General features: G+C 49.5%; 15 protein-coding genes. 9 read left to right on the top strand and 6 right to left on the bottom strand.

All coding sequences use genetic code 11. The features are described from left to right. The first annotated feature begins 2 nt into the window (after positions 1–2). From ABWV55_RS07075 to ABWV55_RS07060, 4 genes are all read left to right on the top strand, one after another. Positions 3–3,623 (top strand): UvrD-helicase domain-containing protein, encoded by a 3,621-nt coding sequence (locus ABWV55_RS07075; RefSeq protein ID WP_353291412.1) that lies wholly within the window; start codon positions 3–5, stop codon positions 3,621–3,623. Beyond that, entirely contained in the window at positions 3,623–5,185 is a 1,563-nt protein-coding gene (locus ABWV55_RS07070) for an AAA family ATPase (RefSeq protein ID WP_353291411.1), read from the top strand. The genes ABWV55_RS07075 and ABWV55_RS07070 overlap by 1 nt, the downstream gene beginning before the upstream one ends. 456 nt (positions 5,186–5,641) lie before the next feature. Continuing rightward, the gene (locus ABWV55_RS07065; RefSeq protein WP_353291410.1) at positions 5,642–7,435 is read left to right on the top strand and encodes a DEAD/DEAH box helicase; all 1,794 of its coding nucleotides are present in this window, start codon (positions 5,642–5,644) and stop codon (positions 7,433–7,435) included. Then, positions 7,435–7,683 (top strand): hypothetical protein, encoded by a 249-nt coding sequence (locus tag ABWV55_RS07060; RefSeq protein WP_353291409.1) that lies wholly within the window; start codon positions 7,435–7,437, stop codon positions 7,681–7,683. Before ABWV55_RS07065 ends, ABWV55_RS07060 begins: the two co-directional genes overlap by 1 nt. Before the next feature lie 24 nt (positions 7,684–7,707). Here the strand turns inward: ABWV55_RS07060 and ABWV55_RS07055 are convergent, their stop codons facing one another. Next, entirely contained in the window at positions 7,708–7,941 is a 234-nt protein-coding gene (locus ABWV55_RS07055; RefSeq protein ID WP_353291408.1) for a hypothetical protein, read from the bottom strand. A gap of 207 nt (positions 7,942–8,148) precedes the next feature. Here ABWV55_RS07055 and ABWV55_RS07050 point away from each other — a divergent pair, with 207 nt between their 5' ends. Both ABWV55_RS07050 and ABWV55_RS07045 read left to right on the top strand, forming a co-directional pair. Continuing rightward, positions 8,149–8,433 carry an RNA-binding protein gene (locus tag ABWV55_RS07050; protein ID WP_353291407.1) on the top strand — a complete coding sequence of 95 codons (285 nt, stop codon included), beginning with the start codon at positions 8,149–8,151 and terminating at the stop codon, positions 8,431–8,433. Between the two features lie 236 nt (positions 8,434–8,669). Beyond that, on the top strand, positions 8,670–10,478 hold the full coding sequence (locus ABWV55_RS07045) for an ABC transporter ATP-binding protein (protein WP_353291406.1): 1,809 nt from the start codon (positions 8,670–8,672) through the stop codon (positions 10,476–10,478). A 1,031-nt stretch (positions 10,479–11,509) separates the two neighbouring features. Here the strand turns inward: ABWV55_RS07045 and psbP are convergent. Continuing rightward, the gene (gene psbP, locus ABWV55_RS07040) at positions 11,510–12,064 is read right to left on the bottom strand and encodes a photosystem II reaction center PsbP (RefSeq protein ID WP_353291405.1); all 555 of its coding nucleotides are present in this window, start codon (positions 12,062–12,064) and stop codon (positions 11,510–11,512) included. Positions 12,065–12,144: 80 nt separating this feature from the next. Between psbP and recR the strand changes: the two genes are divergently transcribed. Then, positions 12,145–12,723, top strand: a complete 579-nt coding sequence (gene recR / locus ABWV55_RS07035) for a recombination mediator RecR (RefSeq protein WP_353291404.1) — start codon at positions 12,145–12,147, stop codon at positions 12,721–12,723. 71 nt (positions 12,724–12,794) lie between these two features. After that, on the top strand, positions 12,795–13,694 hold the full coding sequence (gene lipA / locus ABWV55_RS07030; RefSeq protein ID WP_353291403.1) for a lipoyl synthase: 900 nt from the start codon (positions 12,795–12,797) through the stop codon (positions 13,692–13,694). Here the strand turns inward: lipA and ABWV55_RS07025 are convergent. Then, positions 13,679–14,176, bottom strand: a complete 498-nt coding sequence (locus tag ABWV55_RS07025; protein ID WP_353291402.1) for a hypothetical protein — start codon at positions 14,174–14,176, stop codon at positions 13,679–13,681. The two genes, lipA and ABWV55_RS07025, sit on opposite strands and share 16 nt — an antisense overlap. Before the next feature lie 80 nt (positions 14,177–14,256). After that, entirely contained in the window at positions 14,257–14,397 is a 141-nt protein-coding gene (locus ABWV55_RS07020) for a hypothetical protein (protein WP_353291401.1), read from the bottom strand. Positions 14,398–15,041: 644 nt separating this feature from the next. Between ABWV55_RS07020 and ABWV55_RS07015 the strand changes: the two genes are divergently transcribed. Continuing rightward, positions 15,042–15,263, top strand: coding sequence for a hypothetical protein (locus tag ABWV55_RS07015; protein ID WP_353291400.1), 222 nt, complete (start codon positions 15,042–15,044; stop codon positions 15,261–15,263). 428 nt (positions 15,264–15,691) lie between these two features. Here the strand turns inward: ABWV55_RS07015 and bioB are convergent, their stop codons facing one another. Together bioB and ABWV55_RS07005 are read right to left on the bottom strand one after the other, a co-directional pair. After that, a complete protein-coding gene (gene bioB / locus ABWV55_RS07010; RefSeq protein ID WP_353291399.1) occupies positions 15,692–16,645 on the bottom strand; it encodes a biotin synthase BioB in 954 nt (317 codons plus the stop codon). Further along, the gene (locus ABWV55_RS07005; protein ID WP_353291398.1) at positions 16,642–17,424 is read right to left on the bottom strand and encodes an isoprenyl transferase; all 783 of its coding nucleotides are present in this window, start codon (positions 17,422–17,424) and stop codon (positions 16,642–16,644) included. The genes bioB and ABWV55_RS07005 overlap by 4 nt, the downstream gene beginning before the upstream one ends. Between the last annotated feature and the right edge of the window lie 3 nt (positions 17,425–17,427).

The following is a 17,427-nucleotide window of genomic DNA, read 5'->3' as shown; positions in this document are numbered from 1 at the left end:
GAATGGTCCAACCCTTCAACGCTAATACATATCCGCTGAAACCTGGAGTTCGGTTGCTGGAAGCAAGTGCTGGTACGGGAAAAACATTTGTGTTAGCCCACCTCGCGCTGCGGCTAATCACTGAGGCCAGCCATCCTCCCGAAGCTTTGCTCGTGGTGACTTACACCGAGGCAGCTGCAAAAGAATTGCGCTCTCGTATTGGTCGACGGTTGCAGCAGGGGCTGCTTGGGTTGGAGCAGTTGGAGAATGAAGAATATCCGCAGGCACCAGACCCCGTTTTGGCTGAATGGTGGGCGCAGTGCACGGATCCTCTAGAACGCCGTCAATGGATCCGTCAGTTGTTGGTGGCTCTTGAGCGACTAGAAGGTGTTGACATCGTCACGATCCATGCGTTTTGCCGCCGCAGCCTACAGCGGCTGATTCTCGATAACGGAGCAGCGATAGAACCTCAACTAGAGGGTAACGCTGCGGCGCTTCGGGCTGAGGTGGTGCAAGACCTTTGGCAGCAAGAATTGTTGTCGCTCCCAGAGAAGCAACTCCGAGGTTTACGACTGCGCGGGTTGTCGCCAAGAAGCTTATGTGATGCTCTCGCTCGACTGGAAGAAGATCCCCATCCACAATTGGCTGGTGATCCAATCCGGTTCGATTTCCAGTCACCTTTGCACGATCAGTTACGAATCTGTACAAAGGGGCTCTGGCAAGAGTTCCAAGTTCTCTGGAAACAGGATTGCGAGACCCTCGAGAGTGGATTTCGCTTTGCAGCTGAGCTATGGAAAGCTCAAGGCTATCGCTTCACGGCGCCCTACAGCGCACAGCCACGAACTGATCGCTGTGCCATGATCAACCGATGGGTTGCAACACAAGATGGTGTGCCCTCTCTGGCAGCGATCGCAGCTATTGAGAAGCCTTTGAAGGAGTATTTCCATCCCGGTAGTTGGTCTCGGGTGGCTCGCAAGTGCGGTGAAAAGAATCCCAGTCTTGTGGCTCCGGCCTTGCAAACCGCTATAGCTGCACTCTGGGATGAACCATTAGAGCAGGTTTGGCGATATTTACTGGAGCGCGGTTTGAAAGAACTTGACGATAGGCGTCGCTCTCGCGGAACGATTACTTTCGCTGGGTTCTTGGCAGCAATGGATCCAGGTGAAGACGAGGCTGACTGGCTTATTCCCTTGCAAGAGCGTTATCGCGCCGTAATGGTAGATGAATTTCAAGATACGGATCCAGTGCAATGGCGTTTGCTGCGGCGGACTTTTGGAGATCGTTCGCGCCACCTCCTACTAATGGTTGGGGATCCAAAGCAAGCAATTTATCGCTTTCGAGGAGGCGATCTCGGCACCTATTTCAGTGCTCGGGCACAGGTCGATCGCATCGATTATTTGCTTGATAATTTCCGTACAACTCCTCTTCTCATGGAAGGGTTGAACAAATTGATGGAGCCAGGAATGGCTCGGTCCGGGTTGGAGATTCCTGCAGTCGAGGCTCGCAGCGAAGTGCCAGCCCCCAAGTGGGGGGCTCCGCTCCAGCTACTGGAGTTTAAAACTGATTCCATAACATCACGAGCCTATTTAGAGGAGGTATTGCCCAAGCATGTTGCAGCTGTGGTGTTCGAGCTGCTACAAAATCGTGAAGGGTTTGATCCTGCTGACCTTTGTATTTTGGTGAGTCGCCACCAACAAGCGCTTGATCTGCGCCGAGCCCTTAGTGCTTGTGGCATTCCCACCCGGTTGGTTACCCAGTGTGATGTATTTGAGAGTGAAGCTGCTCTTGTTATCCAGCGTTTGTTGGATGCCCTAGTAGATCCCAGTGATGCTCGCCTACTGAGGTTATTCGCTTGCTCATGGCTTCTTGATTGGTCGTTGGACTCCATGGACGAAGAAGAGAAATTAAATCAACTTGCGGAGCAATTACGGCTCTGGGGGAGCGCCATGCCCAAGCTGGGCTTAATGGGTTGCCTATCCAAATTCTTGAAAGAAGAACAGGTTGCCAATTTGTCTGAACAGGGCCGGATGCTAGCCGATCTGCAGCAGGTGGGTCGGCTGGTGCAGGACACCATGTATCGCCACGGATTAGATGTTGCCACAGCAGCGGATTGGTTGCGGCGGGAACGCCTGCATCCCACCACACCAGTGCCGGAGATGCGTCAACCACATAGTGATCAAGCTGATTGTGCTGTAGCTGTGGTTACTGTTCATCACAGCAAGGGGCTTGAATATCCTGTTGTAATATGTCCCTACCTCTGGCAGGCACCACGCCAAGAGATTGGTCCGCTTTGGCGACAAGTTGGAGAAGGAAATTGGCTGATTGCGGTTGATCCCCATTGGGGCGCTGGGCATCGCGCTAAACAACAGGCGTTCGATGCTGCTATGGCCGAAGCGGAACGTCTAGCTTACGTCGCGGCCACCCGCGCCCGCTCTCAGCTGCTCTTGGTGTGGGCACGTTCCACGGACCAGGAGGGAGCGCCATTACCTAGTTGGCTTTTTGGTGCAGAGGCCGTGGATGACGCAGTTGAGACATTTACCAGAGAGCGCCTCTTCAGGGTTCTTGCGGAGCGGAATGTATCAATCCTGCACCGTCCCCTACCTGATCCTCTCGCTGATGACCAGCGTTGGCATCCACCACAGTGTAATGATGACCCTCTCGCTCTTGGTGCGACCCCTGGAAAAATTGACCAGAGCTGGGGACGGGCGAGTTACTCAGCTTGGGTCGCAGCATCTACTGGCTTTGTACTACATGGGCAAGGCCGAGATCCCGATCTTACCGATAAGAGGGGCAGTAGCACTGAAGCAGATCTCTGGCCCGAGAAAGGTCCTCTCTCTGACTTTCCCCGTGGCGCTGTGGCTGGTGATTGCCTCCATCGCATCCTCGAGCAAATCCCTTTTGAAGTTGGTGACAAATCTGAAGCGGAAGACATACGGGTAGCAATAATCGATACCGAGCTAAAGCGCGCTGGTCTGGATAGTGATCTACGGGCGATAGTGATGGAAGGGCTTGATCTTGTGTTGACTACACAACTAGGAGGTCCGCTAGCACAGTTACAGCTAAAACAGCTGGGCTTTCAGCAACGCCATCATGAACTGAACTTTGATCTTCCGGTAGATCACATACGCACTAGTGACTTAGTGAAAGCTTTTCGGTGTGAGCCTAATGCCCGTTTCGGGGGCGTATACATCGATCGGCTCGCCACGCTAGCAATAGATAGTCGAGGCTTTCTTACTGGTTCGATTGATCTGGTGTTTTGTGACCTCAAACAGTCATGTTGGTGGGTTTTGGATTGGAAGAGCAACTGGATCGGTGAACGAGGCTCGGAAGAAGGTACCAACCTATGTGGACCTCGTCACTATCACCAAGAAGCGATGCAGCAACAAATGATCCGTCACCACTACCCGCTACAGGCCCATATTTACCTATTAGCCTTGCACCGCCATCTGAGTTGGCGTTTGCCGGCTTACAAACCTGAACATCATTTAGGTGGTTATGTCTATGTTTTCCTGCGAGGTATGCCGGGGATCACAGCCAAGTCTTCGGATCAACTCCAGACGATGGTAGGGCCTGGACGAATTGTTGAACCGGCTCCTCTGCAACGTATCTTAGCCCTCGACCGTGCTTTGTCTCGGGTCAGTTAATGAACGGTTCTGATTGGCCCGCATCCTTCGCCTTTGGTTTGCATGCTGCGTTACTACGCCGAATACCGCCACAGCAAAACAGTCGCGAACTGGAACAGCTCATCATTGCTTTAACTGAGGCACTTGAGCAAGGTGAATTAACTATATTGCTGACTCCCGAGCAGGCACAGCTTGTCAAAGAGAGCGGCTGGCTAGAGAGCGAGGCTTCGCCCCTATTACTACAAGGAAATCAACTGGGGTGGCGTCGTTGGTTGCAAGCAATGGATGACGTTGTACATACCCTTGTAGAGCGGGCCATGGTTCCAGTATTAGCCCCGACACAAACTAAAGTTCCCGAGCCATCGCAGAATTTAAATCGCGAGCAGCGTGCGGCAGTGATGGTCTTGGACCAAGCATCGGTTGTGCTGCTCAGCGGTGGTCCGGGCACTGGGAAAACGAGCATCGTAGTGGAGATTCTGCATCGAGCACGGCTACGGGATCCGGGGCTGCGCGTTGGGCTGGCTGCACCCACTGGGAAGGCTGCCCGAAGATTAGGTGATGCGGTGCGTCCTCGTTTAGAAGGGTTGCCTTGCAACACGTTGCACCGTTGGCTTGAGGCCGGTCCCCATGGGTTTGGCCGCCACAGTGAGCGACCGCTAGACCTAGATCTACTGGTAATCGATGAGATGTCGATGTTGGACTTGACTCTCATGCAAGCTCTACTGGAAGCGATACCGCTTCGATGTCGTCTTGTGCTTGTCGGGGATCCAGCTCAGCTACCCCCAGTTAGAACTGGTGCCGTGTGGCACCGGTTACAGCAAAGTGATACTAGGAGCCGCTTTGGAGCAAGTGCTGTTCATCTGACGAAAATGTATCGCAACCGCGGCGCTATAGCTCGGTTAGCGAACCAATTGAGGGATGGGAAGATGACGGGGTTTCAGAGGGAACTTTCAGAACTGTCATCTGACGCGAACGTACGACTCCATTGCTGCAATCCGTTACGACTTCCAACGTTGTTGTGCGATCATTGGGCAGAACATCACAATGTCCTCCTCCACCTGTCGCGGGGTCTACAACATTGTGCTGAGGAAACGTTAAGCCAGAAGGCAGAACCTCTATTGAAGGCTCTTGAAACACATTTGGTGTTATGTCCCCATCGGCGTGGTCCTTGGAGCCTTAATGATGTGCATCGCTCTCTACTTGGGGAGACTGTACTCGAGAGTCCGCTACATTGGCCTAGTTGTTTTCCGGTTATTTGTGGTGCAAACCAGCCTGAACTAGGTTTAGCGAACGGTGATTTGGGGATAACAATCGGATCTGGAAATCAAGGACGCTTACTGTTTCGGGCATTAGCAGACGATGGCCAGATTCACGTGAAACGTTTTCATCCGGCGCGGTTGCGCCAATTGGAACCAGCCGTAGCCCTAACTATTCATCGGGCGCAGGGTAGCGAAGCCGATATCGTGTTTGTGCTTTGGCCACAACCACTCAGTTCTGCTAATAGAAACGACCACGACCGTCGCCTCTTATATACAGCAATCACACGTGCGCGTATCAGACTTGAACTGGTAAGCGTACCGTGATATTCGTTTAAAGAACCCGTAGGTTAATGCGAGAATTTGCTTGCAGGCAAGGAAATATCCGGCCGGTGTTCGAAAGCGAGCAACCGTCATAATGCAACATTAACGTCACAATATTAAGGTTAGGTGGTGATGTTAGCTGATAAGGGGGACAGACTCCGTTATGTTAAAAACCGGTGGGTCGAGGTAGTTTCTGAACTGGTGTAAGCATGTTCCAATGTATGCGATGTGTTACGGATACAACGGCAATCCGTAACTTTTTGACCACTGAGGTTCAACACGGCAATGATCTTATTTCAGAAGGGGGATGTCGTAACGCCTGCTTGGGTAACTTATGGTCCAGTGATAGCTTAACCACTAACCTTTGAAGCGTAGGCAACGCAGCCAGAGTGCAATCTGTTGTATTGCAAGGGGTTGTGAGCCTGATTTCAGAGATTAATCGGGCCGGGGCCACTTTCTATGACTGAGCAGCAGCAACATCAGCAACAGCACAAAGAATCCTCGTGCGTAGTTAATTTTTCCACTTCTGCATTACCAAAGGAAAAAAAAGAAGGCGAGGTGTTCGCCAAGATGGTTGAAGTCACTCAACAATCTGAATCCGGTTTTCGGGGATTTGGTTTCAGCGACTCTTTACTCAAAACACTTGCTGATAAGGGATACAGCGAACCCTCCCCCATTCAAAAAGCAGCATTTCCAGAATTGATGTCAGGCCGCGACCTAGTAGGTCAGGCCCAGACTGGTACAGGTAAGACGGCGGCCTTTGCAATCCCCCTGCTCGAGCGACTGAAGACCGGTCAGAAAATTCCTCAGGTTTTGGTACTGGCTCCGACCCGAGAGTTAGCTATGCAGGTAGCCGATTCATTTAAGGCCTACGCCGCCGGCAATCCTCGTTTGAAAGTCACTGCGATCTATGGCGGAACTGATTTTCGCTCTCAGATCAGTGCTTTTCGTCGAGGCGTTGATGTGGTGGTTGGAACACCTGGGCGTGTGATGGATCATATGAGACAGGGCACAATCGACACCTCCGGTCTCACTAGCCTTGTGCTTGATGAAGCCGATGAGATGTTGCGAATGGGTTTTATCGACGATGTGGAGTGGATCCTTGAGAAGTTGCCTGAGGAAAGACAGGTAATTCTTTTCTCGGCCACGATGCCGCAAGAGATTCGTCGCATATCAAAGCGTTATCTCAATAATCCAGTAGAAGTCACAATTCAAACCAAAGATCGGGAAAGCAAGCGCATCCGGCAGCGAGCAATCGTAGTGCCAATCAGTCACAAGCTTGAAGCTCTACAAAGGGTTTTGGATGTCTACGGTGGCGAAGGGGTGATTATTTTTGCCCGCACCAAAGCCATCACGTTGACGGTGTTTGAAACGCTAGAAGCCGGTGGTCATCAGGTGGCTGTTTTGAATGGTGATGTGCCCCAAAATCAGAGAGAGCGGACTGTTGAACGCCTGCGCAGCGGATTTGTCAACATCTTAGTGGCCACCGACGTAGCAGCCCGTGGTTTGGATGTTGAGCGTATTGGACTGGTGGTCAACTACGACATGCCATTCGATAGCGAGGCTTACGTCCACCGTATCGGGCGCACCGGCCGGGCCGGACGTACCGGTGAGGCCGTTGTCTTTGTAACTCCTCGAGAAAAACGTTTTATCCGCAATCTAGAACGGGCGACTAGTCAGCTAATCGAATTGGTGGAGGTGCCAGATAACAAAGTGATTAATCAAGAACGTTTGGATCGATTACGTAAACAGCTTGGTGAGGCTGCCAAGACTGAACGTTTTCATGCGAATGAAGATGTGCTACTGAGGAAGCTGATGCAGGAGGTGGCTATGGAATTTGAGCTCACCTCCGAGCAGATAGCGCTAGCGGCCTTAGAGTTAGCCGTCGGTCCTAATCCGCTGTTGCGTCAGGACGATGACGATTGGATTCAGAACACCCAACGTATTGATCGCCATAGGAAGGAGCGCAGTGAACGCCGAGAGCGTCACAACGGCCGTCCAGCCCGTTTTCCTGACGAAAATATGCAGCGGTATCGCGTTGCAGTTGGTCATCGTGACCGGGTGAAACCTGGCAATCTTGTTGGCGCTATTACCGGCGAGACCGGTTTGCAGGGAGGGATGATTGGCCGAATCCAAATCTTTGATAATTACAGCCTTGTCGATTTACCTGCTGGTATGCCTGAAGACGTTTTCAACAGTTTGCGCAGTCTCCGTGTGATGAATCGCGAACTGCAAATTGCCATAGATTCCTGATGGTTCCTATCCTAATGACCGGTGCAATTGTAGTTTCATTCATTAGCAGCAGCCAAGAGAGCAAGGTGCTAAAAAGCCTTTGCCTCACGGCTTTCACGGCAGCCATGGCTCGGGCTGGTGAAACGCCTCCCCAGGGTATGGGGGAGGAAACATGCACTTGTTTTTTGAATGAGTTTGCAAACGGTGTAAGGGTTGACTTGGCTCGCAAAGCGTGTAAACAACGTGTCGTCGATTCTTATCAGCTTTGACCATGGTTCAGCCCTAGATTCACTTCAGGCCTCGCTGACTTGTGCTGTCAATGCAGGTTGTCTTAGCGCGATACGTTCCATTGTTTGGATCAGTTCGATCTGAGCGGCAGGAACACACTGAGGAATCAGTGTGTCGAGCAAGACGATGCGATCGGCTTCGTCGAGTTCACCATCGGAAGTCCAGCGCATTGACTGCAGGTGCAGGGATGTCGTCTTGGTCTCTCCATCGCGATCTTTTGAAGACGTTAAAACCGTCATTTTTGGTTCCCCATATTGTGATCCTCTGACAATGAAGCGGTTTGACAAAAAACGCTCAGCTCTTCAGGATTGCTTTGGGTTCTTATATTATTCTGTTAGAATATCAGGTGTGACGTTTGGCGGATGACGCCTGACCACCGGCCAATTCCGAATTTCGTTCTCGGAACCGGTTCACGCGATTGAGTTCATTTAACGGTTCCACGGTCCATGACCATCTACATCGGCAATCTTTCCTTCCAAGCAGAACAAGAGCATCTCTTTGATTTATTCGCTGAATACGGTGAAGTCAAAAACTGCAGCCTCCCTCTTGATCGTGAGACCGGTCGTAAGCGCGGCTTTGCTTTCGTAGAAATGGTGAACGATGCTGAAGAGCAGAAGGCCATAGATGACCTTCAAGACGTCGAATGGATGGGACGCATGATTCGCGTGAGTAAAGCCACCCCAAGAGAACGCTCTGGCGATTCACGTGGTGGCGGTGGATACCGCGGTTAGGATTGAGCTTGGTTGTTTGGCAGCTTCGTTGTGACGCTGTCTCAGCTGTAAGGGCTGTTCAGTTGACTTTGCTAATGATCGACTCTCCTAAATTACTGTCGGTTTGGTGGAGATCTCTTAGTTTGGCTGGAGCAATTTTGATACCATGGTGCTTTTGATGCACCAAATATCTAAGCTGCTTGGAAGGGTTTGCTGCAAGCCCCCCTGTCGCGTTTCAGCTTGATCATTAAGAAATAGTGGTACAGCCAACCCGCAGCGAAGTTTTGGGTACTTCATCTTCCCTGAGTCGTCTGCTTCGTCACTTGGCGCCTAAACGCCGGTTAGTTTGGGCCGCCGTAAGCTGCTCGCTACTAAACAAGCTGTTCGATCTAGCTCCGCCTACTCTGATTGGTTTGGCTGTCGATGTAGTGGTTCGTCGTGAATATTCTTGGTTGGCTGGATATGGCATTCAGCCAGTGACACAACAGCTTTGGGTGCTAGCCCTGCTTACTTTCTTAATTTGGGCAGCAGAGTCGTTATTTGAATACCTCTACGACGTGCTTTGGCGTAACCTGGCACAAAGCGTGCAACATAACCTGCGCCTTGAAGCTTATGCCCATTTACAACAACTAGAGCTTACATTCTTCGAGCATGACAGCAGCGGTCGTCTCCTCTCGGTACTCAATGACGATATCAACCAGCTGGAACGCTTCCTTGACCATGGAGCCAACCAGGTTCTGCAGCTGATAACCACGGTGCTTGTTGTGGGCATTGGCATGGCGATGGTGGCTCCCGAGGTTGCCTTGTTCGCTTTTTTGCCCATTCCTGTGATTCTCTGGTGTTCGCTGCGGTTTCAAAGAAAGCTCGCACCCCGCTACCGTGAAGTGCGGACCCGTGCCGGTGATCTGTCAGCTCGATTAGCAAATAACTTAGGCGGTATGTTAACGATTAAAAGCTTCACAGCAGAAGCGATTGAACTTAGACGACTGGGCATAGAAAGTAGGGCTTATCAGGATAGCAATGCCCGTACGATTCGTTTATCAGCTGCCTTTATTCCGTTAATTCGCTTTGCTATTCTCTTCGCATTTCTTGCAATCCTTTTAATAGGAGGCTTTCAAGCTGTAGCTGGCCAGCTAGCCGTCGGGACTTACAGCACGCTGGTGTTCATCACACAGCGCTTGCTTTGGCCGCTCACAACCCTAGGACGCATTCTTGATGAATACCAACGTTCAATGGCATCAACCCAGCGTGTACTTGATCTAATCGACACTCCGATCAACATTCATGGGGGCTTGGTTCCATTACCAATCGCCAGTGTGCGAGGTAGTTTTTGTTTTGAAAATGTAAAATTTGCTTATACCGGACGTGATACTCTACTCCGTGATTTCAATCTGACAGTTACGGCCGGGACCACTCTGGGCATTGTTGGTTCTACAGGGTCAGGCAAAAGCACATTGGTAAAACTGCTGCTCCGTCTTTATGAACATTCTGCCGGAAGAATCCTGTTGGATGGTCATCCAATCGAAACATTGTGCCTAGAAGATCTACGCCGTTCGATTGCTTTAGTAAGCCAAGACGTTTATCTTTTCCACGGCACAATTGCGGAGAACATCGCTTACGGTATAGCTCAATCAAAACGGGAAGATATCGAGCGAGCTGCACGCTTGGCAGAAGCAACAGGGTTTATCGATAAGCTCCCAGAGGGTTACGACACACTGGTAGGGGAACGTGGCCAGCGTCTATCCGGTGGTCAGCGTCAGCGAATCGCCCTAGCGCGAGCAATTCTCAAGGATGCTCCAATTTTAGTGCTTGATGAGGCCACTGCGGCCGTAGATAATGATACTGAGGCTGCTATCCAACGCTCTTTAGAGCAAATCACCCGAGGCCGCACTACGCTGGTAATCGCTCATCGTTTGAGCACGGTGCGTAATGCTGATCGGATTGTGGTAATGGATAAAGGACGAATTGTCGAGCAGGGTTGTCACAATGATTTAATTGCTCTTGGTGGGATTTATCGAAATCTTTGGCAAGTCCAAGCTGGTGAGGAATCTGTGACCTCTAAATAGCGCATTATCTTTGTTAGGTGAAGTAAGTGTTTTGGGAGCTCTAGCATATTAGCTGATTCCTATACCCTCAGTTCTCCCAAGACTGGACAATATTAGTCTAAGTTAGAACTAAAGCAAGATTAGTGTCCACAATATTTATTTGATTTGTTATTGTTCATTACAACATTTATTTTACTAGTAACTTTAGGAAATAATCCGTTATCTAGACCAATGCCATTATTGATAATGGACTCTCATACTAGCGTCTCTTGCAGCTAAATTTATGGGTGAGAAAAGTTATTAATAGTTGTACTTAAAAGATTCGGTAGTAAATTCTACTTTGCTGAAAAGCTTGGGTCAAAGGGTACATGATTTCTTGTAGGGTCATGTGCCGTCTATTTCAATTTTTTCATGTATCTCATTCACTAGCTTGGTTCGTTAGCCTTAAAAGGAGTTAGAGTTACTTCTAATTCACGACTTTAATGTTAGACAGAGTGATTATGTAGTAAGAGTCCGGTTTCATTAATCAATGAACACAGTCGTGAACGATACATAAATTTGTAGCAGCTTTCTTGACAATGATTCTTCTCATCCCAATACTAGGCAAGTCTACTGACTCTAAACTATGCTGAATAGTATTTCTTCTGATTATATTAGCAACGGTCACCATAAAACTAATCTTTAAAGAATAGTTGACAAAGTGTTCGAGAAAGACACTTTATTAGATTGGCTGTCAAGACTTTTTAGGAAACAAGCGTCAATGATATAACATATTATTGCAGCAGCGGCAAATCCCAGATTTTTTGGTTAATAGCTAATACCTGTAAGTAGTTCAGATTAATTTTTTCTGTTATTAATCATGCTTCAGCATGGTAGTTAAATTCGGGTCAATTTTTTGCTGCATACAACACTAATTATTATTTTTTAATCGTCAACATCACAACCAGATGCAGCAGCAAGGTGATCAGCTAGGATCTAGTTAAAATTTCATAAAATACTTCTATTATCCGGATATCTGTAGGACAATTTGGGTGTCCAAGCCGAGGTTAAGTTTAAATCAGTAGGTTGAGTGAGTGCACCACACGGCCAAAAAGATCTTTTACCTTCGGCCAACGCTCCTCGTTTGTGCTGGTAGCCAGGGTGTAGAGTCGGCGACGATCTACCACTACTGTAGCGAGTTCGTGGCGGTCACGATCCTCAAGGTGGACAGCGTATTCGAGGTCGTAAAATGTATGTCCATCGATCTCCCGTTCCCCTGCTTCGATTAATTCGGCGGTGCGGCCACTCCCTGCAGTAGCGATCACCTCACGGCGCAATCGTTCACCAACAGCCACTGCACTACCAAGATCATTGAGATCGTTGTTTTCATCTACCGTGTTCACCATCAGGCTCACAGTTTCATCACTGTGAATGAGATCGTGAAAAACCACTCGCGGTCCGTTGCTCACCTGCACCTGAATCCATCCTGTGGGATAAAGGAATGCGAAACGCCCATCTGGACTCTGGTACGACTGCAATCCTGCTGTAGATCCTGCAGCACAGGCCCCAAGTGTGAAGGTTAGTGCGATGCAGGCGAACAGACGAGTGAGCGATCGAAGCAGCCGCATCAATAACGGGGCAATTCACCTCTCATTCTGCCTAGAGTCTTCTCAGTAGTGTCAAATCCCTGAGCGGCTTTACCCGACCGTTGGCGCGGTTGATCGGTCAGTTTCAACGATTGCCCGGCATTGGCCCGCGAACAGCACAACGACTCGCTTTGTATCTGCTGAATCAACCAAAAGAGCAGGTGCAACAATTGTCTGATGCCTTATTGACTGCACGATCCCAGGTGGGGCAGTGTCAGAGTTGCTTCCACCTCTCCGAGGATTCTTTCTGTGAGATTTGTCGTAATCCTGAACGCAACAATGGGTTGATCTGTGTGGTTGCCGAATCGCGAGATCTGTTGGCTTTAGAACGTACGAGAGAGTTTCGAGGTCGTTACCACGTCTTGGGAGGGTTGATTTCTCCGATGGATGGCATCGGTCCAGAACTACTCAACGTTAAACCACTAATTGAACGCATTGCTCAGGAAGAAATCAAAGAAGTGATTCTCGCCCTCACGCCAAGTGTTGAAGGTGATACGACAAGTTTCTACTTGGCAAGGCTAGTTAAACCATTTTGCTCTGCGAGCCGAATAGCCTATGGCTTGCCAGTGGGTAGCGAACTGGAGTATGCCGACGAAGTCACTCTCAGTAGGGCACTTGAGGGCCGTCGCCTCATGGATTAACCGTAAGTGGTTGCGAGATCGATTATGGAATTGTGCTTTACCGATCAAAACCTTTACAGGTCGCAATTTGGATGAATCAGTACAGCTCAATTATCCCATCTGAACGGCTGCCGGGATGGTTACGCCGGCCGATTGGTAATGTCTCTGAGCTTGGACGCGTTCAGAGATTAGTGAAACAGAACCGTCTGCACACCATTTGTGAGGAAGGGCGTTGTCCAAACCGAGGGGAATGTTACGCGGCAGGAACTGCTACGTTCCTGTTGGGCGGTTCTATTTGTACTCGCAGTTGTGCATTTTGTCAAGTAGAAAAAGGCTCAGCGCCCATGGCCATCGACTTCACTGAAGCTAATCGCATCGCTGATGCTGTCGAGGCGATGTCTTTGCGCTACGTGGTCCTAACAGCAGTTGCTCGTGACGACCTTAGTGACCATGGCGCCAACCTATTTAGCTCCACAATGCTTGCAATCCGGGCCCGTAATCCATCGGTTGCGATCGAAGTTCTTACCCCTGATTTTTGGGGAGGTTTCACGAATGTAGAACAGGCTGTAACTGCTCAACGGGAGCGATTGATGGTAGTTCTCGCAGCTGAGCCAATTTGTTTTAATCACAATATCGAAACCGTATCCAGGCTTCAGGACCAAGTACGGCGCGGTGCCACTTATCAGCGTTCTTTAAGGTTACTGGCGGCGTCTCGAGAGCTGGCACCAACGATTTCCACCAAATCTGGCCTCATGCTCGGGCTAGGTGAAACTAAAGAGGAAGTAATCGCTACGATGCGTGACCTTCGAGCAGTGGATTGCCAGCGACTCACCCTTGGGCAGTATTTACGCCCTTCGCTGGCTCACTTACCAGTTCAGCGCTATTGGACTCCTCAGGAATTCGACGAACTTGGAGCGATTGCCCAGCAACTTGGTTTCATTCAGGTATTGAGTGGTCCACTGGTCCGCAGCAGTTATCATGCTGCCGATTGATTCCAACCCCTAACGCTGCGTTGCAGAACAGTTGCAATTTCCCCTGTCATTAATGCACCTGCCCCTCCCCAGAACATGCGGAGGGGCAGATCCAGCGGTGCTGCTTCTATCTCGCGTACGGTATTAAATCCTCTCTTTCGAAAGTAGCGGCGTAAACGCCGGTGTTGACGCTCATCATCACGAATTGCTAATAGCCGAGCCCTTTTGCAGGGGGTGGTGTCCAGTGCCCAGGCCATTGTGGCTGCCCAAATCAGATCACCGATGCCTGTTAATCTTGAAGGCATCACACGCATAGTGTCTAGTTGGAGACCTTTTGCACTTGAGTAGGCCCAACCTTTCATCTCACCAAGCAACTGCAATCGGTTCTTGCCAATTGGGTGTGCTACTACCACTCGCATATTCCATAGACCGACGGGACGCTTGACCTGTATACGTAGTATCAGTCCACGATCACGAGCCTGGACTTCCAGTTGTTCAAGCATTCAGACTTGGAATCTAGTCTTTCCCCTATTATCTCAGACTACTTCATTTTAGGGACGCGGCTGTTTTCACTGAGGAGCAGTCAATAGTACAGTCGTATTTGGCAAAGACCCAATAAACGCGGAGGATAGATAGTCCACCAGCGGTCGTCGCACCTAACCACAAAGCAGGAGGGTCGACTGCTGTTGATTAATCTCTCAAGAAACAACAAAAGCTTATGCATCTATAACATAGAGCCTTCATGGACTTTGTTTACCGGTTACTGTTAAGAATATAGCAAATAAATAACATTTTTAATTATAATGTCGTGCTTTAAGTGAGTTAATTAGAGATATGTTCGCATTAATTGCAATCCAATTCTAATTGTCCTCGATCCCAAGATAGATAAAAAGTTAAACTAGCGAGGTGGCTGCTGCATCAGCTCGTTCAAAATCGGATTTAACCACTCCAAGATAGTCGAGTCACTCTTGAGGCATTGCCACCAATGCTTTCATCTCGATTTCAGTTTTCCAATCTGCTGTTGGCGCTACACAACCAGTAAACAAGATTTCGATGGCAAATAAAATTACCTGATTTGGTTAGTCGGTTCTGGTGACTTTGATCCCCTAGCCTCAGCCCTTGATGAAGTGCTGAGCCGGATTTAGCTTGTCTCTATCGCGCTGCCTAGCACGTAGTGGTCGACGCATCTGAACTTATTCATGATGATATTCGAGAGTTTGTCGTTTTTGAGGATTGGAGCCGGCGTATTATCCTGGCCGACAGGTGCACTAATATTGACCCGTGTCAAAGCTCAATCCGTTATGATTAACATAGATAGAGTTTCGTTGACTGAAATAACCAAAAATAGTATTAGAACTATTGCTTCGAGTGAACTCTGTATTGTCTTTGGCTTTTGGCTCAATACTCTTGCTTCTACATCAGAAGGCCAAGTACAATACACTTGTTGCCTCCGCATGGCCAGGAAACGGTCATAAAACCTCACAGAAAATTGACGCAGGGCATAACCATGGGGGAGACTGTCGGAAAAATAAAGAATGGCTACAATTTGAAATGACGTTCAACCGATTTGTTGTTGACGCACTGCGATAAAATGTTGCCGCGCCAATGTTTGCCTCTCTTTTCAAAATTTTCGATCTGATAAATAGCTGTTGGCTTTCTTACAACAAACTTGCAACTGTGCTGCTGCGGATTTTTGATTATAATGAGGTATCGCAATCATCAATGAAAGCATCTTAGCACTTAGGACCCACACGGTTGTCTACCTCACTTCGCCTTAGGCAGTTCGAAATGCTCATTGCCGAATTAGTGAAGTTTTTCCTAGACCATCTCAGCATTGACTTCGGAAATATCGACAGCACTATTCATTTCTTAGTTAGCAATCACGATCGAGCCCAAAATAATGTTATTGCTGTAGATCTTTTAAACAAATAGTGACTTTCTTTAGTCATCATTCAGCGATGTAATGCTATGGAAAGTAGTAACTTGTAATTGCCTCATGCTCCTAGCTAGCGCTCTTGCTAGTTAACCTGCACCCCTGCGTCAGCCAATAACTGGCGATCTGCGTCTATAGCAGGGTTGTCTGTAGTGAGTAAGACGCCGCCATAAAAAATCGAATTGGCACCCGCCTGAAGACAAAGGATTTGTGCTTCCCGGCTGAGCTGCTTACGTCCTGCACTTAGCCTAACTCGAGAGTAAGGCATCAAAATGCGTGCTGTCGCAACCATACGCACAAGCTCAAGAGATTTGAAGGGTTTCTGCTTTTCTAGCGGTGTACCCCCCACCGCCACAAGGCCATTGACTGGAACATTTTCGGGGTGGGGGTTCATGTTGGCTAGCACCTGCAGCATTGAGGCACGATCGCGCAGAGTTTCTCCCATGCCAATGATCCCACCACAACAAAGGGCGACCCCGGCTCTTCGTACTCGTTGAAGTGTTTCGAGTCGATCTTCATAAGTACGAGTGGAGACGACCTCGCTGTAGTACTCCGGACTAGTATCAAGGTTGTGGTTGTAGGCGGTGAGACCGGCTTTAGCGAGTAGTTCTGCCTGCTGATCTGTGAGCATCCCTGCGGTGACGCAGGCTTCCATTCCCGTGCTACGCACACCACGAACCATCTCGAGCATTAATTCAAATGGCGCGCCATCGCGGATCTCTCGCCATGCCCAGCCCATACAGAAACGCTTCGCGCCAGCTTCTTTAGCCGCCCGCGCCTTCGCTAAGACTGGTTCCACTTGCATTTGAGCTTCGAAGGTTGAAATATCACTACTGTTGTGAATCGATTGTGAGCAATAAGAGCAGTCCTCCTGACAGCCGCCGGTTTTAACACTTAAAAGAGAAGCCAATTGAACCTGATAACCTGGGTTGGCTGTCCGATGAACAGTTTGGGCCTGCCATAGCAGATCCATCAGTGGTAGTTCCAGCAGTGCCTGGATGTCTTCGGTGGTCCAGTCGTGACGGATCTGAATCGTCATGGTGTAATTGGATCAAGTCCTCCGAAGCGACGGTTACGCCCTTGATAGTCCAGTAGAGCCTGTTTCAGGGTATTTGCATTGAAGTCGGGCCAGAACACGTCGGTGACATGGATCTCAGCATAGGCCAGTTGCCAGAGTAGAAAATTGCTGATCCTGTACTCACCACTGGTACGGATCAGCAGATCAGGATCTTGTTCTCCTGCGGTAAAGAGCTCTCTGGAAAAGCTGTTTTCATCAATGGCTTCTGGAGAGAGATCTCCTTTTGCTGCCCTTTGAGCCAGACTCTGAGCAGCCCTCACGAGTTCTCGACGACCGCCGTAGTTGGTGCACACATTAAAGTGAATGCCACTGTTATCAGCAGTCCTTTCGGTGGCGTCGTCGATCAGGTTCTGCAGCTTCTCTGGTAGACCATCCAAATCGCCAAGGAATCGAATGCGTACCTTTTCTTGTTCCAACGACCGCAATTCCTTTTGCAACACCCGCTCAAATAGAGTCATCAAGGAATTCACCTCATCCCCGGGACGCGACCAATTTTCCGTAGAAAAGGCATAGGCAGTCAGTGCTTCGATACCCCAATCACTGCATAGGCGCAGGGTGGATTTCAAAACCTCTACACCGGCGCGGTGACCCATTAGCCTAGGTAACCCTCGAGACTCCGCCCAACGACCGTTACCGTCCATGATCACAGCAACATGAACCGGTAACCGAGCTGGATCAAGTTCCGCCGGGCAGACCGATGTAGGTGAGAGATTAGTGCTGGTGGCCGTCGGTCGGCTCAAGAA

It is taken from the genome of Synechococcus sp. M16CYN (genome assembly GCF_040371545.1).
In the GTDB taxonomy this organism is placed as follows: domain Bacteria; phylum Cyanobacteriota; class Cyanobacteriia; order PCC-6307; family Cyanobiaceae; genus Parasynechococcus.
Note: the sequence above shows the minus strand (reverse complement) of the source record. Positions and strands in the feature narration are given on the sequence as shown.